This window comes from Nonomuraea sp. NPDC001636 (assembly GCF_040298265.1).
GTDB lineage: Bacteria > Actinomycetota > Actinomycetes > Streptosporangiales > Streptosporangiaceae > Nonomuraea.
This window is the reverse complement of record NZ_JBEOZT010000013.1, coordinates 95,699-119,235: the sequence shown is the minus strand read 5'-3', so window position 1 is coordinate 119,235 and position 23,537 is coordinate 95,699. Positions and strand designations below refer to the sequence as shown.

Genomic DNA, 23,537 nt, shown 5'->3' with positions numbered 1-23,537 from the left:
ACAACGTACTTTACGACCCGTTTATCCACCCTCTAGCGTCCGGCATTGCACACCCTATGGCCATGCGCCCGGCGACCCCGGGCAGAGAGGGTACCGAGTGCCAAGCTCAAAGCGCCTGTTAGTCGCGTTCCCGGCGGTCGCCCTCCTCGGCGCCGCGCTGACCGTCCCGGCGGCCCAGGCCACGTCAGTGGCCAGCTACCAGCCCACGGCGGCGGACTACTACATCAACTACGCTCCCCCGCGGGTCGAGAAGGAGCCGCAGGAACCCGGCCTGACCAAGGGCAAGGCCCGCTCGCTCTCACCGGCGGAGAAGTTCGACAGGAAGTTCGTCAGCGGGAACCCCGCCGCGGCCCGCGTCCTCGCCGCCCGCGAGAACCAGGCGATCAGGACCGGCCGCAACCCGGCTGAATGGATCTTCAAGAACTCCAAGCAGGTCAAGACCGCCAAGCTCCTCACCGTCCTGGTCGAGTTCAACGAGCAGGCGAACGACGACTTCTCCGGCTTCAACCGGCTGCGCACGACCGACAGCCCGCCGGACGACTGCGTGGTCGAGCCGCCGGGCACGCTCAAGAACGGCCCGCTGCACAACAACATCCCCGACCCGGCGACGCTGCCGCAGAAGGACAACAACTCCTTCTGGCTCAAGGACTTCAGCACCGACCACTTCAACAAGATGCTCTACAGCGACCAGGGCATCACCGAGCGCGTGCGCAAGGACCTCAAGGACCCGCGCGACGGCAAGCCCGGCATCGACATCTCCGGCTTCACGATGAAGAAGATGTACGAGGAGCTGTCCAAGGGCGCCTACTCCGTCACCGGCTCGGCCGTCGGCTGGATCAAGGCCCCCCACTCCGAGGCGTACTACGGCGCCGCGGCCTGTGGCGGCCAGCCGCAGGACATGTCGGGTCACCCCAGCAACCCCACCGGCGCCGGCCAGCTCGCCATCGACACGGTCAACGCCCTGGCCGCGGCCCAGCCGAACTTCCCCTGGGCCGACTACGACCAGGAGGACGTGGCCGACTCCGACGGCGACGGCAACTTCGACGAGCCCGACGGCGTCATCGACCACCTGGTGATGGTGCACGCCGGCAAGGACAAGTCCTCCGACGGCGGCGCCGAGGGCACCTACGCCATCTGGGCGCACTCCAGCGCGGTCGCGGGCGGCTACAAGATCCCCGGCAGCGACAAGAAGATCTCCAACTACATCGTGCAGCCCGAGGACTCCGGCGTCGGCGTCTTCGCCCACGAGTACGGCCACGACCTGGGCCTGCCCGACCTGTACGACACCAGCGGCCAGGCCAGCTCCGCGGTGGACTTCTGGGACCTGATGTCCAGCGGCTCCCACTCCGGCCCCATCTTCCAGTCCATGCCCACGCACATGGGCCTGTGGGACAAGTGGGTGCTCGGCTGGGCCAACCCGAAGACGTTCAACCCGGGTGACGCCGCCAAGCTCGTCACCGTCGGGCAGTCCTCGCGCACGCCCAAGCTCACCGAGGACGGCGTCCGGGTGAACCTGGCCTCCACGCCGCTGAAGATGATCGACCCGCACAGCGGCACGAAGGCCTGGTGGTCCAACCTGGACCAGGACTGGGCCAACCAGACCCTGACCCGTGACGTCCCGGTGCCCGCGGGCTCCGACGTGCGGTTCTGGATGTGGAACAACTACGAGATCGAGCAGGACTGGGACTTCGGCTTCGTGGAGGTCTCGACCGACGGCGGCCAGACCTGGACCCAGCTCAAGGTCTATGACGAGGCCGGCACCGAGGTCAGCACCCCCGACGGCTACCCCGACCCGAACAAGAACCTCAAGACGTTCGGCAACAAGAAGTACGGGCTCACCGGCGACACCGGCGGCCAGTGGCGGCACGACTACGTCAACCTGACGCCGTACGCCGGGCAGTCGATCAAGCTGCGCCTGACCTACAACACCGACGCCGCCTTCGAGCCGCGCGGCTGGCACGCCGACGACTTCTCGCTCACCAACGGCGGCACCGCCGTCTGGAGCGACGACGTCGAGAACGGCGACAACGGCTGGAAGGCCACCGGCGGCACGTTCACCAACACCAGCGGCCAGGGCTGGACCGTCAACAACGGCTCGCGCGAGATCTCCCGCTTCTACCTCGCCGAGTGGCGCAACTTCGACGGCTTCGACAAGGGCCTGCAGTACGCCTACGACACCAACTACTCCCGCGACGGGGCGTGGAAGGTCGAGAAGGTCAAGTACAACGCGCCCGGCCTGCTGGTCTGGTACCGCGACTCGACCTTCACCAACAACTCGGTGGTCAACAACCTGACCCTGCCGCCGAGCATCGGCTCCAAGGGCAGCCTGCTGGTCGTGGACTCGCACTACGACCCGCTGCGCCGCACCGGCACCGCCGCCCAGAAGGACCCGAGCAGGCACAAGAACCTGGAAGGCCGTACGCAGTCCTCCAACGCGGCGTTCTCCTTCAACAAGACCTACCCGCTGAAGGAGTGCCTGGAGGCGCCGGACGAGCCGTTCAGCGAGTACTGCACCAACGTCCCCGCGCTCAAGGGCGTGCCGAACTTCACCGACGCGAAGACCTGGGTTCCGGGCTTCGAGCTGCAGAACGGCTCGCTCTACTACCGTGACTTCGACGCCTCCACGGTGGTGCCGAGCAAGGGCGACCAGCCGTACAGCACCCGCGTGGTGCACCTGGACGGCACCCCCGCCACCGAGCTGTACGGGACCGACCTCGGCAACGGCCACGTCGCCGGCTCGGGCAACCCCGGCGACGAGGGCAAGGCGCTGGGCGTGCAGTTCAAGCTGATCAGCCCGCTGCCGGGCAACCTGGGCGCCATCGTCCAGGTCGTCCCGCCGAAGAAGTAGCGTGAGGAGGGCCGCCGGGTCTCCGGCGGCCCCCGATCCAGCACTGAGCGGCGGACACAGCGCCTACGATTGATGACCATGAGCGAACTGCGCACCAAGATCGAGCACACTGAGGCGATCCGGCGGGATCGCCGGGTGGCGGTGGTGGTGAACACTCGCTCACGCCGCGGCCGCCGCCACTACTTCGAGGTCATCGAGCAGCTGCACAACCTGGGGTTCGAGCCGCTGGCCGAGCTGTCGGTCTACAACCCCAAGCGGCTGCGCGACCTGCTCGACACCGCCCTCGCCACCGAACCCGACCTGCTGATCGTGGGCGGCGGCGACGGCACCCTCTCCTCGGCCGTGCGCCACGTCGCCCATCGCGACGTGGCGCTCGGCGTGTTGCCGCTCGGCACCACCAACAACTTCGCCAGGAGCCTCGGCCTGCCGCTCGACCTGGCCGGCGCCATCCGGGTGTTCTCCACCGGCAAGGTCGCCGACATCGACCTCGGCATGGCCGGCGACCGCCCCTTCGCCAACCTGGCCAGCTTCGGCGTCTCGGTCGAGGTGGCCGGCCGGGTCAAGCCGTGGCTCAAGCGCATCGTTGGCCGTCCGGCCTACCCGATGACCGCGCTCACCGTCCTGCCGGGCCACCGGCCCTTCCGGGCCTACATCACCGTCGAGGGCCAGCGCCACGAGCTGCTCACCCACCAGCTCAACATCGCCAACGGCCGCTTCCACGGCGGCTGGCAGGTGGCCAAGGACATCAGCATCGACAACGGCATGCTGGTGGCCTACCAGCTCGGCTCGGGCAAGAAGCTGCGCCTGCTCGGCGAGACGCTGCTGCGCGCGACCACCGGCCGCTGGCGCAGCCTGGCGGGCGGCCCGTTCGTGGTCGGCCGGGAGATGCTGCTGGAGACCGACCCGCCGATGGCCGCCGACGTCGACGGCGAGGTGCGCCTGCGCACCCCCATCACGCTGCGCGTGGTGCCCAACGGCGTGCGCGTGATGGTCCCCGACTCCTTCGAGGACAACTGACCTCAGCCCTCGCCCAGCGCCCGGTAGGCGGGGGCGAGCACGTCCGCCAGGCCGGCGGGCGGCGGGAACACCCGCGGCAGCAGGTCGGGGGCGGCCGCGGCGGGGCGGCGTTCCGGGCGGTGCGCGGTGGCGCCGGGGGCGTAGAAGTCGGCCAGCCGGTCGGCGAACGGCACGTCGGCCACCTCCAGCGGGTCCGGCGCGGGCGGGTCGTCGGCCAGCGAGCCGAGCAGCTGCTCGCGGGTGCGCCCGCGCCAGGCCAGCACCAGGAACGGGTCGTCGTCGAACGACTCGGCCAGCAGGTAGAGCACGGCCGACAGGTGCTTGCACGGGAACCCCCAGTCGGGGCACGAGCACTCCATGTCCAGGTCGCGCGGGAACAGGTCGACGCCATGGGCGGCGAACAGCTCCTCGATCTCGACCGGCATCTCCCCGGCCAGCAGCCTGGCCCGGTGGACGGCCTGCGCCGCGACGGCCTCCTCCAGCCGCGCCCACACGTCCTCGCCGTGGACGTCGATCCTGACCACGACGTCGTACGGCTTGGGCCGCGACCCCTGCACGGACGCCCGGACCAGCCCCGCCGACAGGTCGATCGAGAGCACCTGGCCCTTGCGGGCGTAGGCGCGGCCGCGGGACAGGCGGCCCTTGTCGCAGACGCGCTCCAGGATGTCGACGAAGCGCCTGGACCACCAGGCCGAGCCGATGCTGCCGCGCCGCGACCGGGCCCGCAGGCCGCCCTCGACCTCGATGGGGCCGCCGCCGTCGTACCAGTCGGGCATGGTCAGGACCCTCCCGTGAGGCGGAACACCTCGCGCAGCTCGTCGGTGGACAGGTCGGTCAGCCACTCCTCGCCGGCGCCGACCACCCGCTCGGCCAGCGCCTTCTTCCGCTCGATCATCTGGTCGACGCGCTCTTCGAGGGTGCCCGCGCAGATCAGCTTGCGCACCTGGACGTTCCTGCGCTGGCCGATGCGGAAGGCCCGGTCGGTGGCCTGGTCCTCCACGGCCGGGTTCCACCAGCGGTCGACGTGGACGACGTGGCCGGCCGCCGTCAGGTTGAGCCCGACGCCGGCCGCCTTGAGCGACAGCAGGAACAACATCGGCTCCGGGTCGTGCTGGAAACGCTCGACCAGACGGTCGCGGGTCTTCTTGGGCAGGCCGCCGTGCAGCCACAGGACCGGGCGGCCGAGGCGCTGGGCGAGGTAGGGCTGGAGCATCGTCCCGAACTCGGCGTACTGCGTGAACAGCAGCGCCTTCTCGCCCTCGGCCAGCACCTCCTCGGCCAGCTGCTCCAGCCGGGCCAGCTTGCCCGACCGGCCGGCCAGGCGGGAGCCGTCCTTGAGCAGGTGGGCCGGGTGGTTGCAGACCTGCTTGAGCCTGGCCATGGCCGACAGCACCAGGCCGCGCCGCTCGACGCCCTCGCTGTCGTCGATCCGGGCCAGCATGTCGTCCACGACGGCCTGGTAGAGGGTGGCCTGCTCGGGGGTGAGCGGGCACCACTCCTTGATCTCGATCTTCTCCGGCAGGTCGGAGATGACGGACCGGTCGGTCTTGAGGCGGCGCAGGATGAACGGGCCCGTCGCCCGCTTCAGCGCCGCGGCGGCCTGCTCGTCCTGGCGGGCCTCGATGGGCTCCTGGAACCGGGTGCGGAAGCGGGCCCGCGGCCCGAGCAGGCCGGGGTTGGCGAACTCCATGATCGACCAGAGCTCGGCGAGGTGGTTCTCGACCGGCGTGCCGGTCAGGGCCAGCCGGGTGCCGGTGGGGATCGACCGGACGGCGCGGGCCTGGAGGGTGCCGCTGTTCTTGATCGCCTGGGCCTCGTCGCACACCACCCGGCGCCACTCGTGCTCCCGCAGGGTCTCCAGGTCGCGGTGGGCGGTGCCGTACGTGGTGATCACCAGGTCGGCCTCCGCGATGCGGGCGGCGTCCCGGCCGGGGCCGTGGTGGACGTACACGCGCAGCCCAGGGGCGAACCTGGCCGCCTCCCGCTGCCAGTTGCCCACCAGCGACATCGGGCAGACCAGCAGCGTCGGCGCGGCGGCCCGCTCGTGGACGAGCAGCGCCAGCGTGGTGACCGTCTTGCCCAGGCCCATGTCGTCGGCGAGCACGCCGCCGAGCCCCAGCTCCGACAGGAAGCTCAGCCACGCCAGCCCGCGCTCCTGGTAGGGCCGCAGCACGGCGTCGAGACCCGGCGGGGTCGCCAGCGGAACGAGCCGCCGCTCGGCCTGGCCCGACAGCAGGTCGCCGAGCACGCCGTCGGCGTCGACCGCCAGCAACGGCAGCTCGTCGTCGCCCTGGATCACGTGGCGCAGCAGGTCGGCCGCCGCCGCCTCGCCCGCGCGCACCCCCTCCACGGCCCGCAGCGCGGCCTTGAGCTGCCGGTCGTCCAGCTCCACCCACTGGCCGCGGACCCGGACCAGCGGCACCTTGAGCCTGGCCAGCTCGGCCAGCTCCGCCTCGCTGATCGTCTCCTCGCCCACCGCCAGGTCGACGCGGAAGTCGACCAGCTCGCGCAGCCCGAAGCCCTGACTGACGGCCGCCGTCTGCGGCTTGGTCCTGGTGGTGAGCTTGAGCCCGAGCCGCGTACGGCCCGCCCAGCGCGGCAGCTGCACCCCGAACCCGGCCGCCTGGAGCAGCGGCGCGGCCTGGCGCAGGAAGCCGAACGCGCCCGCCGTGTCGAGGACCAGCTCGCTCGGCTCCGGCACGCGCAGGGCCCGGTCCAGCTCCGGGTAGAGCCGCACGGCCCGGCCGAGCCCGGCCAGCAGCTCGCGCTCCGGGCGGCCGGGCAGGCCCTTCTCGCCGTCCCAGACGCGGGCGGCCGGGACGTACAGGCTGGGGTCGTCGGCGGCCTGCAACGCCAGCTCGACCCGCCAGTCGTCGCCGGCGGCCGGTTCGAGCAGGCGGAAACAGACGCGGGTGGCGCCCTCGGCCGCCGTGACGGACGCCCGCCAGCGGTCCAGCTCCTCGCGCAGCCCCGGGTCGTCGGGGCAGGCCGGGTCGCCGGTCAGCGCGGCCAGCCACCGCTCCCGCGGTGTCGCCGGGGCGGCGGCGGAGGGAGCGGCCAGGGGAGTGGTGACGGCCTGCCGGACGAGCGCGTCGGTGAACGCCTCCAGCGCCTGGAGCTGCACCCCGGCGGCCGGGCGCTCGGCGGCCCAGGTGCGGCAGGCGGGCGGCATGGCCAGGGCCAGGTCGCGGAAGTAGGCGGCGTCGGCCCCGGTCAGCACGGGCCGCCACAGGGCCAGCGCGGCGCCGCCGCCGTGCCCGCCGCCGTGCCCGCCGCCGTGCCCGCCGCCGTGCCCGGCGTCGGGCCCGGGGCCGGGCTGCGGGACGAGCTGGGGGACGACCCGGCCACGGCCCACCAGGTCGCGGGCGAGCGCGGCGACGGCGGCCCAGTGGCGGACGGTGGCGGTGGCGTCGCCCGGAAGGCCGTCCAGCGCGGCAAGAGCCTCGGCGGGCGGCAGCACGACCGCGGGCACCCGCCACGGCAGCAGCCGCGGCCTGACCACCTCCGTCAGCAGCCCCGTCTCCGGCGAGGGCAGCGGCCCCCTGGCCGACCCCGGCAGCAGCAGCTCCAGCTCCCTGGACGGCGGCCCGCCCACCCCGAGCCCCGGCGCGCCGGCCAGCTCGGCGGGGGAGGCGGCGAACGGATGGGGCCGCGCGCCCGCCCCACGGGACACGGCGGCGGCCCGGCCGGGAACCTCTCCCCAGAAGGCGAGCCCGTCACCCGCCCACACCCCGTGTACCAGCACTCCGGCAGGTTACCGCCGGCCCGGAGCGACCGGTCCCCGGCGTCTTCTGCGGGCGGGGCCGGAAGTCGTACCATCGAGGTATGAACACTCCCGGATCGTGGTGTGAGCGGCCTGAGCCGCAGGCTCCCTCGTGCGAGCTGCCCGCACCGTGGAGCAAGCCGAAGCAGCCTGACAACTGGTGCGAGTCGCCCGAGTCGCCGGTGGCGTCCGTCCTCCGGTTCCTGCTGAAGGCCGCCAAGAGGTAATAACAGGCGGTCAGCTGGGTAGTCGCCTTGCTCAGCGGAGGAGGCGACGTCGTGAACGATACCCACAAGCTGGTCAGTGATCTGTCCGACCAGGTCTCCAGGCTCGTCAAGGACGAGCTGCGCCTGGCCAGGCTGGAGCTCGCGGAGAAGGGCAGGCGCGCCGGGTTCGGCGCGGGGCTGTTCGGCGCGGCCGGGATGGCCGCGTTCTTCGGCGCCGCCGCGCTGGTGACCGCCGTCGTCCTGCTCCTCGCTCTGGTCATGCCCGCATGGGCGGCCGCCGCGATCGTGGGGGCGGTCCTGCTCATCGCCGCCGCCCTGCTCGGCCTGACCGGAAAGAACCAGGTGAAACAGGCCACGCCGCCGGTCCCCGAAGAGACCATCGCGAGCGTCAAGGCCGATATCGACATGGTCAAGGAGAGGGCACGCCGATGAGCGAGACGGACCCCGGATACAGCGAGCAGCACGCCGGTGACGTGGGCGCCCGCAGGGCGACCGTCGGCACGCCGACCGAACGCGAGTCGATCAACGTGCCGCCGACGAGACCGGGGGCTGCGGAGAACGCCAAATGGGCCGAACGGGCCCGGCAGGAACACGAGACCTTCATCCCCGAGACCCCCCTGCCCGACGACCGGACCGAAGCGGTGGAGAGCCGCGCGGCCGAGGAGGAGTCGCTGGGCGGGGGCGGGACCGGGGGCCGTGGCGAGGACGACGAGGAAGAGGACGACGTGCGAAAAAGCATCAAGGAGACCAGGAACGAACTGGGCGACACGGTCAGCGCCCTGGCCCACAAGGCCGACCTGAAGGCCCGCGCCACCGAGGCGGCCGGCACGGCCAAGGGCAAGGTGGCCGAGATGACCGGCGTGGCCAAGGGCAAGGCCGCCGAGGTGACCGGCACGGCCAAGGGCATGGCCGGCGAGGTCGCGGGCAAGGTCCGCGAGGCCACCCCCCACCAGGTCAAGGACGCCGCCACCGGAGCGCGCAGGCGTCCCGTGCTGCTGCTGGCCGCGGCGGCGGCGGTGACGGCCCTCGTCGTGCGGCGGCTCAGGAAGCGCAACAGGGCGAAGTAGGCGTGCGTTCCCCCGAAAGACCTGCGGAACTGCCCCGCAGGGCCTGGTGGAGCGTGCTCAAACGCACCGTCGTCGAGTTCCGCAACGACGGCGTCCAGGACCTCGCGGCAGCGCTCACCTACTACGCCGTCCTGTCCATCTTCCCCGCGCTGATCGTGCTGGTGTCGGTGTTCGGCCTGCTCGGCAGGCGTGACACCGCCACCCTGGTCGGCAACCTCGTGGTGCTGGCGCCCGACGAGGTGCGCTCCCTGATCGTCACGGGCGTGCGGTCGGTCCAGGAGAACGCGGCCTCGGCCGGCCTGGTCGCGATCGTCGGCCTGCTGGTCGCGCTCTGGTCGGCGTCGGGCTACATCGGCGCGTTCATCAGGGCCGGCAACACCATCTACGACATCGACGAGGGGCGTCCGTTCTGGAAGGTGACCCCGCTCCGGATCGGGCTCACCGTGCTGGCCACCGTGCTGCTGGCGCTCGGCGCGATCTCCGTCGCGCTGACCGGCGACCTGGCCAGGAGCGTCGGAAAGGCGCTCGGCCTGGGCAGCGCGCTGGTGACCGCCTGGGACATCCTGAAATGGCCGGTGCTCGCGCTCGTCGCGGCCGGGCTGATCATGGTGCTCTACTGGGCCGCGCCGAACGTGCGCCAGCCCGGCGTGCGCTGGATCACCCCCGGCGGGCTGCTCGCGGTGGTGCTCTGGGTCCTGGTCTCCGGCGGCTTCGCCCTGTACGTGGCCCACTTCGGGTCCTACGGCAAGACCTACGGCACGCTGGCCGCCGTCGTGGTGTTCCTGATCTGGCTGTGGTTGTCGAACATGGCCCTGCTGCTGGGCGCCGAGCTGGACGCCGAGCTGATCAGGGAACGCCAGATCGCCGAGGGCGAGCCCGTCGGGCAGGAGCCGTACGTGGAGCCCCGGGACCCGCCGAAGGAGGATAGCCTTCCCGAGTGAAGCGTGGAAGGGCCGTCGTCGCCGCACTCGTCCTGCTGACCTCGGGGTTGGTGGCCGGCTGCGGCGACGGCTCGGCGGTCAGCGACTTCGGCACCGTCGTCAAGGGCGCCAAGGGCACGACCGTGCGCGCTGAGCTGCGTCCCGGGCAGCGGTTCTCGCTGGCCGTCCCGGACAATCCGTCGGTGGGCGACGACTGGCGCCTCGCGGCGGTGCCCGACGCCAGGGTGGCCTCCTACATCAGCGAGGAGCACAAGAGCGCGGGCCAGGGCCCCGGCAGCGGCGGCACCGCCTACTTCGTCTTCAACACCAAGAGCCCGGGCACCGCCGAGATCACGCTGCGCGACTGCCGGCGGTGCGGCCAGAGCTCGACGCCGCCCGACGAGGAGAGCAGGCGGCAGTCGGGCGAGGCGGTCTTCGAGATCACCGTGCGCTGAGCACGGCCCGGCACAACACGTCGAGGGTGGTCGCGGTGATCACCTCGGCCTCGGCGCCATCGCCGGAGCCGGCGCACGCGGCCAGGCGGCGCCGGCCCTCGCCCAGGATGCTCCACCCCAGGTGGGCCACCAGGTCGGGATGCGGCTCCCCGGCCTCGGCGAGCAGCCCGCGCAGCGGCTCGATCATCGTCTCGTGCAGCTGGTCGAGCCGGTGGCGGCACTCGGCGGGCAGATCGACCGCGGCCACCGCGCGCAGCAGCGCGTGGTCGGGGCTGGTCACGAACGCCAGCGACACGGCGCCGAAGGCGCGCACCCGCTCCTCCAGGCCGCCGTCGCGGGTGGCCGTGACGAGCCGGTCGGCCCAGCGGGGGATCGCGTCCTCCACGAGCTGGGCCAGGATGTCGGCGGTGGAGGAGAAGTAGCGGTAGACGCTGGAGCGGGCCAGCCCGACCCGCGCGCCCACGGCCGCGGGGGTGAGCCCGGCCGGGCCCTCGGCCGCCAGGACCTCCATGGCGGCCGCCAGCAGGGCCGCGTGCTGGCTGGCCCGATGGTCGGCCACCGTGGCCGCGCTGATCCTCGGCACCGGACTCACTCCTCCTCGCGTCGTCTCCTCCCAGTATCGGGCAGCAGGAACGTCGCCCCGACGCCGCCGAACAGCACGAGGCCGGTCACGATCGTGACCCGGCGGGTGGCGTCGGCGCCCGCCGCCACCGCGGCGGCGTGGTCGGCCGGCTCCCTGATCGCCGCGATGGCCGCGCCGGCGCTCTCCCGTACGGCCTGCCCGAGCGCGGGCTCGCCGGGCAGGCGTTCGGCCATCGCCGCGTCCAGGCCGGTGACCAGGACGGCGCCCAGCACCGCGATGCCGACGGCGGCGCCGAGCTGGCGGATCGTGCTCTGGAGCCCGGAGGCCACGCCGGAGCGGCGGGCGGGCACGTCGGCGAGCATCACGTTCGGGAGCTGGGCCGAGGCGAAGCCGACGCCGGCGCCGTACAGGACGAGCCACGGCACCAGCGTCCACGGGCCGAGCGAGGGGGAGACGGTCAGGCCGATCGCGATCGCGCCCACGGCCTCCAGGACGAGCCCCAGCCGCACGATCACCCTGGGCGCCAGGCCGAGCCGCGGGACGACGCCGCCTGCCAGGAACGTGCCCCCGGCCAGCGAGGCGATGATCAGGCCGGTGGCGAACGCGGTGAACCCCATGGCCGCCTGCAGGAACAGCGGCAGCACCAGGATCAGGCCGAACTCGCCGAGACTGATGATCATCGCGGCGGCGCCGCCGTACCTGAAGGAGGGGATGGCGAACAGCGACAGGTCCAGCACGACCGGACGGCCCGATCGTGCCCGCGAGCGCTCGACCAGCAGCAGCGCGGCAAGGGCGAGCGCCGCGAGCCCGAAGGCGAACGGGATCGGCGAGACGCCGCCGAGCGGCCAGGTCCACCCGAACAGCGTGGCCTCGCCGGTCGGCGTGAACCAGCCGTAGCGCTGGCCCTCGATCAGGCCGAACACCAGCGCGGCCGGGCCGGCCACCGACAGCAGCACGCCGGGGACGTCCGAGCCGCCCGCCGCCGCGTCCTTCGACTCGGGCACCCGGACTGTGCCGAGCAGCACGAGCAGGCCGATCGGCAGGTTCACCCAGAACGCCCAGCGCCAGCCGAAGTCGGTCACCACCCAGCCGCCGAGCAGCGGGCCGAGCGCGGCCATGCCGCCGATGATCGAGCCCCAGACGGCGAAGGCGATCGTCCGGCGCGAGCCCGTGTAGAGGGAGTTGATGATCGCCAGCGTCATCGGGACCACCATGGACGCCCCGACCCCCTGGACGACGCGGGCGGCGATGAGCAGCGCGCCGCTCGGCGCGGAGGCGGCCAGCATGCTCGCGGCCAGGAACACCACCAGGCCGACGGCGAACATCCGGCGCCTGCCGTGCACGTCGCCGGTCCGGCCGAGGGGGATGAGCAGGGAGGCGAAGGCCAGGGAGTAGACGGAGTTGACCCATTCGACGTCCGTGGCCGACAACCCCAGATCGCCCATGATCGCCGGGACGGCGACGTTCACGATCGTCGCGTCGATGATGATCATCGACATCCCGACGCCGAGCACGATCAGCGGGAGCCAGCTCTGCCGGGTCCGCTCATTTAGCGACACCATGTTTCTAAAGATAGCAACATGCTGTCTCGAAACAAGGGGTAAGCTCCGGATCATGGACTTCATCCGGGTGCGTGCCTCGGCCGACGGCGCCGAGACGATCTCCTACTGGACCGGCGACGTCTACGGCTGGCAGGACGACGACGGTCCCCACCATCTGTTCGGCTTCGAGGGGCTGAACGTGGCGCGGGCGCGCCCGGCCGACGGCGGCTGGGAGCTGCTGACCAGGGAGGCCGCGCTCTACCTCGACCCGAGGACCAGGGAACCGCTCGACGTGTGGGACAACCCGCTCACCGGGCGGTCCGTCGAGGTGCAGCACGTCTTCAACGACCCGGTCAACCAGCGGCTCGGGGCCTATCCGGTGCCGGTGACACGGTTGGGGGAGCAGGTCGTCTACAACGCCGACATCCGCCTTTCCTACCCTTCGCCGCTACCTGTCGCGAAATATCCGGAAAACTCGGCTCGGGACACGTACCGGGCGCTGGAGCTGTTCCAGTTCTTCGCCTCGGCCGCCGACGTCGAGTCCGGCATGCCCGACGTGCCGGCGGTCTTCTCCTGGTGCCGGGTCTCGCCCTGGCTGCCCTGGATGGCCATGGGACAGCGGCCGGGCGGGCTGGTCTACCACTGCCGGGGCGCCAAGGTCGCCGACGTCCCCGGACGGCTGCGCGAGCGCGTCGGCGAGCACTTCCTGCACGCCCCCGCCGAGTGGACCGCGCCCAACATGACGAGCTGGACGGCCTTCGCCGATAAGGTCGGGCGGTGAGCACCGACCTGTTCTGCGAGATCATCGCCGGCGCGCGTCCCGCCCACGTGGTGAGCGCCGACGAGGTGGCCGTCTCCTTCCTCGACACCCGTCCGGTCTTCAAGGGGCACGTGCTCGTCGTGCCCCGGCTGCACGTCGAGACGCTGGCCGACCTCGCCGACGTCGGGCCGTTCTTCTCCCGGGTGCAGGCCATGGCCAGGGCCGTGGAGGAGGGGCTGGAGGCGGCCGGCACGTTCGTGGCGATGAACAACCGGGTCAGCCAGAGCGTGCCCCACCTGCACGTGCACGTCGTGCCGCGCAACCGCAAGGACGGGCTGCGCGGCTTCTTCTGGCCGCGCACCACCTACGAGTCCGCGCAGGAGGCCGAGACCTACGCGGCGGCCGTCGCCAAGGCGCTGGCGGCCGAGTGAGGGGGGCGGGCGGCACGGGCGGCGGCGGGCGCTAGGCTCGGGGCGCGTGGAGTACCTGGTCGGCGTCGCCGTCGTGGCCGTGCTGGTGGGCGTGCCCGCGATCGTGCTCTGGCGCGTCATGCGGGGCCGCCGTGAGCTGGGCACCAGCCCGGCCGAGCGGGCCACGTTCGAGACCCTGCACACCGCCTCCATGGCCGGGCCGCCGCTGCGGGCCGGGCTGACCCCCGAGGGCGCCGAGCGCGCCTCCCGCCACCTGCGCGCGCTGCTCGGCTCGGCCGCGCTCGCGATCACCGACCGCGAGCGCCTGCTGGTCTACGACGGCGCCGGCGACCACCACGCCGCCCAGGCGTTCGAGCACGCCGCCGCCACCTTGCGGGACGGCCGCACCCAGGTGCTCACCATCGACTGCGAGCTGCTCGAATGCCCCATCCGGCACGCCGTCGTCGTCCCGCTCACCACCGACGACCGCCTGGTCGGCGCGCTGGCCGCCTACGGGCAGAACGCCTCGGCCGGCCTGGTCAGGGCGGCGCAGGAGGTGGCCGGCTGGGTGAACTCGCAGCTGGAGCTGGCCGAGCTCGACCGCTCGCGCACGCTGCTCATGGAGGCCGAGGTCCGGGCCCTGCGCGCGCAGATCTCGCCGCACTTCATCTACAACTCGCTCACCACGATCGCCTCCTTCGTCCGTACGGACCCAGAACGCGCCCGCGAGCTGCTGCTGGAGTTCGCCGACTTCACCCGCTACTCCTTCCGGCGGCACGGCGAGTTCACCACGCTGGCCGAGGAACTGCACTCGATCGAGCGCTACCTCACTCTCGAACACGCCAGGTTCGGCGACCAGTTGCAGGTCACCCTGCGCATCGCCCCCGAGGTGCTGCCGGTGGCGGTGCCGTTCCTGTGCCTGCAGCCGCTGGTCGAGAACGCCGTCCGGCACGGCCTGGAGAGCCGCAACGGCGTCGGCCGCATCACGATCATCGCCGAGGACGCCGGCGCCGAGTGCCGCATCAGCGTCGAGGACGACGGCCTCGGCATGGACCCCGACCGGCTGCGCCGCATCCTGGCCGGCGAGATCGCCCCCACCGGCGGCGTCGGCCTGGCCAACGTCGACGAACGGCTCCGCCAGGTCTACGGCGACGAGTACGGCCTGGTCGTCGAGACCGGCACGGGCGCGGGCACCAAGGTCAACGTGCGCCTGCCGAAGTACCACCCCGGCGTCTCGGCCCGCTGACTTCCCACACCCCACCTGTGACCCCGCCGTGACGGCCTTGACGTTTGGTGCGGGTTTCATCACTGTCTAATGCATTCGAGGTGTGAGGAGTGAGTGTGACCGGGCTGCGCGTCCTGGCGGTGGACGACGAGCTACCCGCGCTGGAGGACCTGTCCTACCTGCTCCGCGCCGACGCCCGCATCGGCGAGGTGGTGACGGCGCGCGACGGGGCGGCCGCGCTGCGCCTGCTGGACCGCGGCATCGCCGAGGGCCGCCCGATCGACGCCGTCTTCCTCGACATCCGCATGCGCGGCCTGGACGGCGTCGTCCTCGGACGGCTGCTGTCGCAGTTCGCCAACCCGCCGCGGGTCGTGTTCGTCACCGCGTACGAGGAGCACGCGGTGGACGCCTTCGAGATCAAGGCCGAGGACTACCTGCTCAAACCGGTACGTCCCGAACGGCTCGCCGAGGCCATCAGGCGCGTGGCGGTCTCGGCCGACGTGCCCGCCGAGACCGGCGAGAGCGACACCATCCCCGTCGAGCTGGGCGGCGTGACCCGGTTCGTCTCCAGCGCCGACGTCCTCTACGTGGAGGCCCAGGGCGACTACGCCCGGCTGCACACCGCTAACGGCAGCCACCTCGTCCGCATCCCGCTCGCCACGCTGGAGGAACGCTGGGCCCCGGCCGGGTTCGTCCGGGTGCACCGCAGCCATCTGGTCGCCGTCAGGCACATCGAGGAGCTGCACATCGACTCCGGCCGGTGCAGCGTGCGGGTCGGCGACACCGAGCTCCCGGTGAGCCGGCGGCACACCCGCGAGCTGCGCGACCTGCTGGTCCGCCGCGCCAGGAAGGGCAGGACGGAATGACCCCCGATCCCCGGCCGGGGCGTCCGGCGGGGTCGCCGCGCACCGACCCCGCCCGCCGCACCGACCCCGCCCGCCGCACCGACGCCGCCCGCCGCATGGACGCCTTCCGCCGCGCCGAGACGCCGCGCCGGGTCAGCGTCACCAGCCCGCGCGCCGCCGCGGCCCGCCGCCCCCGCTACCCGGCCACCAGGGAGATCGACGAGCAGACCCGCCTCGGCGAGGTCTACATGCGCTCGCTCCTGCGCACCCAGTTCCGGCTCGCCCTGTTCGTCTGCACCGTGCTGGCCTGCGTGGTCGGCGGCCTGCCGCTGCTGTTCCTGCTCATCCCCGAACTGCGCGAGGTGGACGTGCTCGGCGTCTCCCTGCCGTGGGCGGTGCTGGCCGGGCTCATCTACCCCGCCTTCGTCATCGGCGCCTGGCTGTACGTCCGCCAGGCCGAGCGCAACGAACGCCACTTCGCCGAGCTGGTGGAACGCCGGTGACCGGCGCGAAGGGCCCCTCGTGAGCCTCACCGCGGTGGTCGTCGTGATGGCGGCGGCCGTGCTCATCGGCGCGTACGGCATCAGGTTCTCCCGCACGACCTCCGACTTCTACGTCGCCTCCCGGACCGTCAGCCCCCTGTGGAACGCCTCCGCCATCGGCGGCGAGTACCTGTCGGCGGCCTCCTTCCTCGGCGTCGCCGGGCTCGTCCTGTCCTACGGCGTGGACATGTTGTGGCTGCCCGTCGGCTGGACCGGCGGCTACCTGGTGCTGCTGGTGCTGGTGTCGGCGCCGCTGCGGCGCTCGGGGGCGTACACGCTGCCCGACTTCGCCGAGGCCAGGCTGGAGTCGATGACCGTGCGCAGGACCGCCAGCGTGCTCGTCGTCCTGATCGGATGGCTGTACCTGATGCCGCAGTTCCAGAGCGCCGGGCTGGTGTTGCGCACGATCACCGGCGCGCCGGTGTGGGCGGGCGGGCTGCTGGTCGCGGGTGTGGTGGCGGTGAACGTGCTGTCCGGCGGCATGCGGTCGATCACGTTCGTGCAGGCGTTCCAGTACTGGCTCAAGCTGACCGCGCTGGCCGTGCCGCTGGTGTTCCTGCTGCTGGCCTGGAAGGGCGACGGCGCCCCCGCCCTCAGCGTCCAGGACGCCACCACCTGGCAGATGCCGCTGGCCGGGGCCAAGGAGTACGGGCTCTACTCGACGTACTCGCTGATCCTGGCCACGTTCCTCGGCACGATGGGCCTGCCGCACGTGCTCGTCCGCTTCTACACCAACCCCGACGGCCGGGCCGCCCGCCGTACCACGCTGGTCGTGCTGACCCTGCTCGGCGCGTTCTACCTGCTGCCCGCCCTGTACGGCTGGCTCGGCCGCCTCTACGCCCCCGACCTCGTGCGCACCGACGCGGTCGTGCTCACCCTGCCCAGCCGCATGATCGGCGGCACGCTCGGCGACCTGCTCACCGCCCTCGTGACCGCCGGCGCGTTCGCGGCCTTCCTGTCCACCTCATCGGGGCTGACCGTCTCCGTCGCCGGGGTGATCGCGCAGGACCTGCTGAAGGGCGGGGTGCGCTCGTTCCGGATCGCCACGCTCATGGCCGTCGCCGTGCCGCTGGCGCTGGCGTTGTGGGCGCGGGCGCTGCCGGTCGCCGACGTGGTGGGGCTGGCGTTCGCGGTGGCCGCCTCGTCGTTCTGCCCGCTGCTGGTGCTGGGTATCTGGTGGCGGCGGCTCACCACCACCGGGGCGCTGGCGGGGCTGTTCGTGGGGGGCGGGCTCGCCTGCTCGGCCGTGCTCGCCACGATCACCGGGGGTCCGTACGACGGGCTCACAGGGGCGCTGCTGGCCCAGCCGGCGGCCTGGACGGTGCCGATCGCGTTCACGGTGATGGTGTCGGTGTCGTTCCTGACGCCGCACCGCGTGCCGCCCGGGGTGGCCCGCACGATGGTCCGCCTCCACACCCCGGAGAACCTCGACCTGGACCGCGGCGACTGGCACCCCCGCTCCCCCTGACCCGGTCCCGCCCTCCCGCCCTTCTCCGGCGACGAGACCTTCCCGGCTCACGACCAGCCCGCGGCGACGCCTCCCAAGCGCTCCGACGCCACCCCGTTCCCACTGGCGCCCTCGTTGTGCGCCACATCTCCGGCCCCCACCCCAGCGCCGCCCGGGGCCCCCGCGCTGCCCGCTGCCCTCGACGAGGCTGGGCTTCCCCGGTCGCTTCCCGTGGGACGCGGGATGCCGCCCTGGTCGTGGGGCTGTTCGCTCTGGGGTGGTGGGTCCAGGCCGGGGCGGTACGGGCCGGCGGCGCGCGGGGACGTGCTTCGGCCGCACCAGGGCTGACCCGCCCCTTGCCGCGGGACGTCCGGACGGGCCGACCCGTCTGGCTCGGTGTCGGCCGGGGCTCGGCCTGGGCGCGGCTGGGCCGTCCCCTGGGGTGAGACGTGCGGACGGGTCCACTCCTGCGGCGTGCTGCCGGGGTGGGTCGCGGGCCGGCCGGGCTGCTGCTGGGCTGACGCTTGCGGCGCGTGGGCGGGCTGGGCGGGCGCCTGCGACCGAGGACCGGGCTGGGACGGTATCCGGTGGGCGAGGCCGGGGTGGGACGGCTCCTGCGGCGGAGGGTCCAGCCCCGGGCGGTGACCGACGCCGGTGGGCGCGGTCCTGGAACGGCCGGGCCCCGGGTCCCGGCCGCCCGGCCGGGCCGCACGAGAAGGACTGCCCGCAGGCGACGGCATGACGTCCTGGGCCTGACGGGAGGGCGCACGCGGGGTGGCGCCTGCGGTGGGGGGCTCGTCCGGGAGGGTGCCCTCGTCGGGGGCGAAGTACGGTCTGGTCGGGGGCGTCGGGTGGGAGGCGTCGCTGTGCCGGGCGGCCTGTTCGGTCATGGGTCTGGCGGCCGTGCCGGCGTGGGTCTCGACGTCGAGCACCTCGTGTCCCGGGGCGGTGTGCGGGGCCGCCTCCTCGACGGGGGCCGCGTGGTGGATGGTCCGTCCGGTGGCGGCTCCCAGGTCGCCCGCGTGCTTCCGCTCCGGCAGCCAGGAGGGGGCGCCGCCCCTCGGCCACCCCCGCCGCACCCCGCCGCCCTCCTCCGACCGGCCTCCCGCCGAGGCGGGCGTCTCATAAGCGGTCTTCCCCGAGGACAGGGTGGAGGGGGCGGGCGTGGAGTGCGGGGTGGCGGGGAAGGCGTGGCGGGCCGTGCGGGGCGGGGGAGCGGCGGTGGTCGAGGGGAGGCGGTCCAGGAGGTGGGGGGCGGCGTTCAGGAGGTGGTCGACGAGGTGCGCCACGTCGTCCAGCCGCACCCGCAGCGTCGCCCGCGCCTGCGCGCCGTCGTGCCGGGCGCCCGGGGCCCGGCCCTCCGGCCCGGCTTCCTCCACCCGCATCTCGGAGATCTCCAGGCACACCTCAGGGCTCGGACGGGCGGGCGCCGACGCGCCGGAGCCGAGCGCCTGCTCCTCGGGCGTACAGTCATCGCGGTACGGGCTGCTCTCGGCCATGACCTGCGATTACCCCTCCCGTATCCCATCAGGCTCCGACATAAGGGGACTTGGGGGAGGTTTGACCGGAAGGTCAGGCAGGCCGCACCTCCCCGGACCCCCGGACGACCAGCTCCACGGGAACCGTGATCCGCCGCGGCTCGCGGACGGGATCCAGCAGCAGCTCCACCGCGCCGCGCGCCAGCAGGCCGATGTCGTACCGCACCACCGTCACCCCCGGGCTGAACAGGCCGGCCAGCGCGAAGTCGTCGAACCCCACGTACGCCGCCCGCTCGGGACGCTCCCGCAACGCCTCCAGCACGCCGATCGCCGCCCGGTTGTTCGTCGCGAAGAACGCCGTCGGCGGGTCGGGCAGGTCGAGCAGCCGCCCCACCTCGTACGACACCCGCCCCGGATCGAACACCCCCCGCACCACCAGCGCCTCGTCGGCCGCCGCCCCCGCCTCGCGCAGCGCCGCGCGGTAGCCGCGGGCCCGGTCGTGCACCGAGCTCAGCCCGTCGTCGTCGGAGATCAGCGCGATGCGGCGGTGCCCGTGGGCGAGCAGGTGCGCGGTCGCCGTCCGGCCGCCGCGCTCGTCGTCGAGCATGACCACGTCGGCCCGGTCGAGCCCGCGCGGCACACGGTCGACGAAGACCGTGCGCGGGCCGCCGTGCTCGGCCAGCCAGGAGTGGTCGGCCGGCGAGGGCACGACGATCAGCGCGTCCACGCCCCGCGCGTGCATCGACTCGATCAGCATGCGCTCCTTGTCCGGACGCTCCTCGTACGAACCGAACACCACCAGCGCCTCGTGCTCGGCCGCCGCCGCCTCCACCGCGGCGGCGAGGCGGGCGTAGAACTCGTTGGAGATGTTCTCCATCACCAGGCCGAGCGTGAGCATGGTGGCACCGCGGGCCAGCCGGGCGGCGGCCTCGTTGCGGCGGAAGCCGAGCGCGCTGATCGAGTCGTGCACCCGCTGCTGCAGCGAGGCCCGGACGTGCGGCTCCTGGTTGACCACGCGGGACACCGTCTTCAGGCTGACGCCCGCGTGCCGGGCGACGTCCGCCATGGTGGGCTTACGCGTTGTCATAGTCTGCCCCCATGGAGGATGAATGGATCTGCGGCCGGATGGGCGAGGACGAGCCGTGGACGCTGGGCGCGGTGAACCCGCCGGTGTTCGAGAACTCGTTGTTCACCTTCGGGACGGCGGCCGAGCTGGGAGCCGCGATCCGGGACGAGGACGAGCGGTACGTCTACGGCCGCGGCACCAACCCGACCGTCGACGTGGCGCAGCGCAAGCTGGCCGCGCTGGAGCGCGGTGAGCGGGCCAAGTGCTTCGGCTCGGGGATGGGCGCCATCTCGGCGACGATCTCCTCGCTCGTCTCCGCCGGCGACCACGTGCTGGTGCTCGGCGCGGTGTACGGGCCGACCACGCAGTTCCTGCGCTACCTGGAGAAGTACGGCGTCACGCATACGCACGTCGACGACCTCGCGGGATGTGACAGCGCTATCAGGGCGAGTACCCGCCTACTCTACTTCGAGTCGCCCTCCTACATGGCGTACGCGATCGTGGACATCGCCGAGGTGGCGGCCTGGGCGCGCGGGCGCGGGCTCGTCACGGTGATGGACAACACGTGGTCCACGCCGCTGTTCCAGAAGCCGCTGACGCTGGGCGTGGACCTGGTCGTGCACTCGCTCTCCAAGTACGTCGGCGGGCACAGCGACCTGGTCGGCGGCGTGGTGGTCGGGCCGGCCCGGCTGATCCGGCCGCTGGCGCTGACGGAGTACCAGCTCTACGGCGCGGCCATGTCGCCGCACGACGCGGCCAAGGTGATCAAGGGGCTGCGCACGCTGCCCGTGCGCATGGCCGCCCACCAGGAGCGGGGGCTCGCGGTGGCGGCGTTCCTGGAGGGGCATCCCGCCGTACGGGCGGTGAACCATCCGGGGTTGCCCTCGCATCCGGGCCATGCGACCGCGTTGCGGCAGATGTCCGGCTTCTCCAGCCTGTTCAGCATCGAACTCGCCACGGACGATCGCCAACAGGCCGCACTTTTCCTCGATAAATTGCGACATTTCAGGATCGGGGTGTCCTGGGGAGGCTTCGAGAGCCTGGTCAACGCCCCCGCCCTGACCATCGAGGAGAGCGTACGGGCCACCATGGGCATCCCCGTCGGCCTGGCCCGCCTGTCGATCGGCCTGGAGCCCGCCGCGACCCTCGTCGAGGACCTCGATCAGGCGCTGAGCGCCCTGCCCGGCCCGCCGCGTCCGATATCGGGGTGAACGGAATACCCGACCGCTCATCGCGCCGAACAGACCTTTCACCGCAGGCCATCCCCAACTAATCGCGGTACGCGAGCGGCTCGCCGAACAGCACCCCCACGGCTCTCCACGACGGGTAGGTTGCGCTCTTACGTTGAGCGTGATCCGCATCACAGTGGAGGTCTCGTGACGACCCAAGAACATGACGCGTCCGTCTATGAACAGGTTCAGGAGAGCAGTGAGTTCCAGGAGTTGAAGCGGCGTTTCCGCCGCTGGACCTTCCCCATGACGGTGGCCTTCCTGGTGTGGTACCTGCTGTACGTGGTGCTGTCCGGCTGGGCCCGCGGCTTCATGGGCATCAAGTTGTTCGGCGACATCAACGTCGGGCTGATCTTCGGGTTGCTGCAGTTCGTCTCGACGTTCCTCATCGCGTGGGCGTACGCGCGGCACGCCGAGAGGAAGCTCGACCCGATCGCCGACAAGCTCCGTCACGAGGTCGAGGAGAAGACGCAGTGAGTTCCACGACCCTGGGGATGATCCTCTTCCTCACCTTCGTCGCCGGCACCCTGGCCATCACGTTCTGGGCCAGCCGCCAGACCAAGACGGCCGCCGACTACTACGCGGGCGGCCGCTCCTTCAGCGGCGTCCAGAACGGCCTGGCGATCGGCGGCGACTACATGTCGGCCGCCTCCTTCCTCGGCATCGCCGGCATCATCGCCGTCTCCGGCTACGACGGGTTCCTGTACTCCATCGGGTTCCTGGTCGCCTGGCTGGTGGCGTTGCTGCTGGTGGCCGAGCTGATGCGGAACTCCGGCAAGTTCACCATGGCCGACGTGCTGGCGTTCCGGATGAGCCCGCGCCCGGTGCGCACGGCGGCGGGCGTGTCCACGATCGTGGTCAGCATCTTCTACCTGCTGGCCCAGATGGTCGGCGCGGGCGCGCTGGTCGGCCTGCTGCTCGGCATCACCAGCGAGGCCGGCAAGATCTGGACGATCATCGGCGTCGGCGCGCTGATGATCGTCTACGTGGTGTTCGGCGGCATGAAGGGCACCACCTGGGTCCAGATCGTCAAGGCCGTGCTGCTGATGACCGGCGCCGCGCTGGTGACGCTGCTGGTGCTGGGCAAGTACGGCTTCAACCTGTCGTCCCTGCTCGGCCAGGCCGCCGCCACCAGCGGCCCGAAGGCCAACCCCGGCAACTTCCTCATCCCCGGCCTGAAGTACGGCACCGACGCCCAGGGGCTCGCGGGCAAGATCGACCTGATCAGCCTCGGCCTCGCGCTGGTGCTCGGCACGGCGGGCCTGCCGCACATCCTCATCCGCTTCTACACCGTCCCCACCGCCAAGGACGCCCGCAAGTCGGTCCTGTGGGGCATCGGCATCATCGGCGTGTTCTACCTGCTGACCCTGGTGCTCGGCTTCGGCGCGGCGGCCATCGTCGGCAAGACCGACATCCTCAAGGCCGACAAGGCGGCCAACACCGCCGCCCCGCTGCTCGCCGAGCGGATCGGCGCCCAGATCTTCGGCGACGTCGGCGGCACGATCCTGCTCGCGCTCATCGGCGCCGTGGCCTTCGCCACGATCCTGGCCGTCGTCGCCGGCCTGACCCTGGCCTCCTCCTCCAGCTTCGCCCACGACCTGTACGCGCACGTCTTCAAGCGCGGCGGCGCCAGCGAGCGGCAGGAGGTCGTGGTGGCCCGCGTCTCGGCGCTGGTCATCGGCGCCATAGCGATCGGCCTCGGCATCCTCGCCCAGGGCCAGAACGTGGCGTTCCTGGTCGCCCTGGCCTTCGCCATCGCGGCCTCGGGCAACCTGCCGGCGATCCTCTACAGCCTGTTCTGGAAGAGGTTCAACACGGCGGGCGCGGTCGCGGCCATCTACGGCGGCCTCGGCTCGGCCCTGATCCTGGTGATCTTCTCGCCGGTGGTCTCGGCCCCGCCGCCGCCCGCGGGCACCGCGGTGACCGCGCTGATCCACGGCGTGGACTTCCACTGGTTCCCGCTGAGCAACCCGGGCATCGTCTCCATCCCGCTCGGCTTCCTGTTCGGCTGGCTGGGCACGATCCTCAGCAAGGAGTACAACGCCGCCAAGTACGCCGAGATCGAGGTGCGCTCGCTGACCGGCGTCGGCGCCGAGAAGGCCACCGAGCACTGA

22 protein-coding genes are annotated in these 23,537 nt (G+C 72.4%); 16 read left to right on the top strand and 6 right to left on the bottom strand.

The genetic code is table 11. The features are described 5' to 3' along the window. Window positions 1–97: 97 nt before the first annotated feature. Together ABT158_RS24450 and ABT158_RS24445 are read left to right on the top strand one after the other, a co-directional pair. Window positions 98–2,848: an immune inhibitor A domain-containing protein gene (locus ABT158_RS24450; protein WP_352356992.1), complete on the top strand. Its 2,751-nt coding sequence runs from the start codon at window positions 98–100 to the stop codon at window positions 2,846–2,848. Between the two features lie 78 nt (window positions 2,849–2,926). After that, entirely contained in the window at window positions 2,927–3,865 is a 939-nt protein-coding gene (locus ABT158_RS24445) for a diacylglycerol/lipid kinase family protein (RefSeq protein WP_352356990.1), read from the top strand. Between the two features lie 2 nt (window positions 3,866–3,867). On the opposite strand, the gene ABT158_RS24440 is transcribed toward ABT158_RS24445, so the two are convergent. Continuing rightward, the gene (locus tag ABT158_RS24440) at window positions 3,868–4,641 is read right to left on the bottom strand and encodes an SWIM zinc finger family protein (protein WP_352356988.1); all 774 of its coding nucleotides are present in this window, start codon (window positions 4,639–4,641) and stop codon (window positions 3,868–3,870) included. A gap of 2 nt (window positions 4,642–4,643) precedes the next feature. Beyond that, entirely contained in the window at window positions 4,644–7,610 is a 2,967-nt protein-coding gene (locus ABT158_RS24435) for a DEAD/DEAH box helicase (RefSeq protein ID WP_352356986.1), read from the bottom strand. A gap of 80 nt (window positions 7,611–7,690) precedes the next feature. Here ABT158_RS24435 and ABT158_RS24430 point away from each other — a divergent pair, with 80 nt between their 5' ends. The 5 genes from ABT158_RS24430 to ABT158_RS24410 are packed head-to-tail and all read left to right on the top strand — an operon-like array spanning window position 7,691 to window position 10,297. Beyond that, complete coding sequence (locus tag ABT158_RS24430; protein ID WP_352356984.1) at window positions 7,691–7,855, top strand: hypothetical protein; 165 nt, start codon at window positions 7,691–7,693, stop codon at window positions 7,853–7,855. Window positions 7,856–7,906: 51 nt separating this feature from the next. After that, window positions 7,907–8,287, top strand: a complete 381-nt coding sequence (locus ABT158_RS24425) for a phage holin family protein (RefSeq protein WP_352356982.1) — start codon at window positions 7,907–7,909, stop codon at window positions 8,285–8,287. Beyond that, on the top strand, window positions 8,284–8,922 hold the full coding sequence (locus ABT158_RS24420) for a DUF3618 domain-containing protein (protein WP_352356980.1): 639 nt from the start codon (window positions 8,284–8,286) through the stop codon (window positions 8,920–8,922). The genes ABT158_RS24425 and ABT158_RS24420 overlap by 4 nt, the downstream gene beginning before the upstream one ends. Window positions 8,923–8,975: 53 nt before the next feature. Next, a complete protein-coding gene (locus ABT158_RS24415) occupies window positions 8,976–9,863 on the top strand; it encodes a YihY/virulence factor BrkB family protein (RefSeq protein WP_352356978.1) in 888 nt (295 codons plus the stop codon). Then, window positions 9,860–10,297, top strand: a complete 438-nt coding sequence (locus ABT158_RS24410; RefSeq protein WP_352356976.1) for a protease inhibitor I42 family protein — start codon at window positions 9,860–9,862, stop codon at window positions 10,295–10,297. The genes ABT158_RS24415 and ABT158_RS24410 overlap by 4 nt, the downstream gene beginning before the upstream one ends. On the opposite strand, the gene ABT158_RS24405 is transcribed toward ABT158_RS24410, so the two are convergent. Together ABT158_RS24405 and ABT158_RS24400 are read right to left on the bottom strand one after the other, a co-directional pair. Then, window positions 10,284–10,880: a TetR/AcrR family transcriptional regulator gene (locus ABT158_RS24405; protein ID WP_352356974.1), complete on the bottom strand. Its 597-nt coding sequence runs from the start codon at window positions 10,878–10,880 to the stop codon at window positions 10,284–10,286. The genes ABT158_RS24410 and ABT158_RS24405 overlap by 14 nt on opposite strands. A gap of 5 nt (window positions 10,881–10,885) precedes the next feature. Continuing rightward, window positions 10,886–12,442: an MFS transporter gene (locus tag ABT158_RS24400; RefSeq protein ID WP_352356972.1), complete on the bottom strand. Its 1,557-nt coding sequence runs from the start codon at window positions 12,440–12,442 to the stop codon at window positions 10,886–10,888. Between the two features lie 52 nt (window positions 12,443–12,494). Here ABT158_RS24400 and ABT158_RS24395 point away from each other — a divergent pair, with 52 nt between their 5' ends. The 6 genes from ABT158_RS24395 to ABT158_RS24370 all read left to right on the top strand — a co-directional run bounded on the left by ABT158_RS24395 (window position 12,495) and on the right by ABT158_RS24370 (window position 17,671). After that, window positions 12,495–13,202 (top strand): DUF1838 family protein, encoded by a 708-nt coding sequence (locus tag ABT158_RS24395; RefSeq protein WP_352356970.1) that lies wholly within the window; start codon window positions 12,495–12,497, stop codon window positions 13,200–13,202. Next, window positions 13,199–13,612, top strand: a complete 414-nt coding sequence (locus tag ABT158_RS24390; RefSeq protein ID WP_352356968.1) for an HIT family protein — start codon at window positions 13,199–13,201, stop codon at window positions 13,610–13,612. The genes ABT158_RS24395 and ABT158_RS24390 overlap by 4 nt, the downstream gene beginning before the upstream one ends. A gap of 46 nt (window positions 13,613–13,658) precedes the next feature. Next, entirely contained in the window at window positions 13,659–14,837 is a 1,179-nt protein-coding gene (locus ABT158_RS24385) for a sensor histidine kinase (protein ID WP_352356966.1), read from the top strand. A 95-nt stretch (window positions 14,838–14,932) separates the two neighbouring features. Continuing rightward, entirely contained in the window at window positions 14,933–15,682 is a 750-nt protein-coding gene (locus tag ABT158_RS24380) for a LytR/AlgR family response regulator transcription factor (protein ID WP_352356964.1), read from the top strand. Next, a complete protein-coding gene (locus ABT158_RS24375; protein WP_352356962.1) occupies window positions 15,679–16,164 on the top strand; it encodes a hypothetical protein in 486 nt (161 codons plus the stop codon). Before ABT158_RS24380 ends, ABT158_RS24375 begins: the two co-directional genes overlap by 4 nt. Window positions 16,165–16,183: 19 nt before the next feature. Beyond that, on the top strand, window positions 16,184–17,671 hold the full coding sequence (locus ABT158_RS24370) for a sodium/solute symporter (RefSeq protein WP_352356960.1): 1,488 nt from the start codon (window positions 16,184–16,186) through the stop codon (window positions 17,669–17,671). 47 nt (window positions 17,672–17,718) lie between these two features. On the opposite strand, the gene ABT158_RS24365 is transcribed toward ABT158_RS24370, so the two are convergent. Beyond that, complete coding sequence (locus ABT158_RS24365; RefSeq protein ID WP_352356958.1) at window positions 17,719–19,149, bottom strand: hypothetical protein; 1,431 nt, start codon at window positions 19,147–19,149, stop codon at window positions 17,719–17,721. Between the two features lie 73 nt (window positions 19,150–19,222). Further along, window positions 19,223–20,215, bottom strand: a complete 993-nt coding sequence (locus ABT158_RS24360; RefSeq protein ID WP_352356956.1) for a LacI family DNA-binding transcriptional regulator — start codon at window positions 20,213–20,215, stop codon at window positions 19,223–19,225. An 11-nt stretch (window positions 20,216–20,226) separates the two neighbouring features. Here ABT158_RS24360 and ABT158_RS24355 point away from each other — a divergent pair, with 11 nt between their 5' ends. The 3 genes from ABT158_RS24355 (at window position 20,227) to ABT158_RS24345 (ending at window position 23,537) form a co-directional block, all read left to right on the top strand. Then, window positions 20,227–21,405 carry a trans-sulfuration enzyme family protein gene (locus ABT158_RS24355; RefSeq protein ID WP_352356954.1) on the top strand — a complete coding sequence of 393 codons (1,179 nt, stop codon included), beginning with the start codon at window positions 20,227–20,229 and terminating at the stop codon, window positions 21,403–21,405. A gap of 165 nt (window positions 21,406–21,570) precedes the next feature. Then, complete coding sequence (locus ABT158_RS24350; protein WP_352356952.1) at window positions 21,571–21,900, top strand: DUF485 domain-containing protein; 330 nt, start codon at window positions 21,571–21,573, stop codon at window positions 21,898–21,900. After that, a complete protein-coding gene (locus ABT158_RS24345) occupies window positions 21,897–23,537 on the top strand; it encodes a monocarboxylic acid transporter (protein WP_502911563.1) in 1,641 nt (546 codons plus the stop codon). The genes ABT158_RS24350 and ABT158_RS24345 overlap by 4 nt, the downstream gene beginning before the upstream one ends.

What these genes read in the sequence shown, in the direction of transcription:
- ABT158_RS24365 (WP_352356958.1), bottom strand. Translation starts at nt 19,149, where the DNA reads ATGGCCGAGAGCAGCCCGTACCGCGATGACTGTACGCCCGAGGAGCAG.
- ABT158_RS24375 (WP_352356962.1), top strand. Translation starts at nt 15,679, where the DNA reads ATGACCCCCGATCCCCGGCCGGGGCGTCCGGCGGGGTCGCCGCGCACC.
- ABT158_RS24395 (WP_352356970.1), top strand. Translation starts at nt 12,495, where the DNA reads ATGGACTTCATCCGGGTGCGTGCCTCGGCCGACGGCGCCGAGACGATC.
- ABT158_RS24440 (WP_352356988.1), bottom strand. Translation starts at nt 4,641, where the DNA reads ATGCCCGACTGGTACGACGGCGGCGGCCCCATCGAGGTCGAGGGCGGC.
- ABT158_RS24430 (WP_352356984.1), top strand. Translation starts at nt 7,691, where the DNA reads ATGAACACTCCCGGATCGTGGTGTGAGCGGCCTGAGCCGCAGGCTCCC.
- ABT158_RS24355 (WP_352356954.1), top strand. Translation starts at nt 20,227, where the DNA reads ATGGAGGATGAATGGATCTGCGGCCGGATGGGCGAGGACGAGCCGTGG.
- ABT158_RS24400 (WP_352356972.1), bottom strand. Translation starts at nt 12,442, where the DNA reads ATGGTGTCGCTAAATGAGCGGACCCGGCAGAGCTGGCTCCCGCTGATC.
- ABT158_RS24420 (WP_352356980.1), top strand. Translation starts at nt 8,284, where the DNA reads ATGAGCGAGACGGACCCCGGATACAGCGAGCAGCACGCCGGTGACGTG.
- ABT158_RS24360 (WP_352356956.1), bottom strand. Translation starts at nt 20,215, where the DNA reads ATGACAACGCGTAAGCCCACCATGGCGGACGTCGCCCGGCACGCGGGC.
- ABT158_RS24445 (WP_352356990.1), top strand. Translation starts at nt 2,927, where the DNA reads ATGAGCGAACTGCGCACCAAGATCGAGCACACTGAGGCGATCCGGCGG.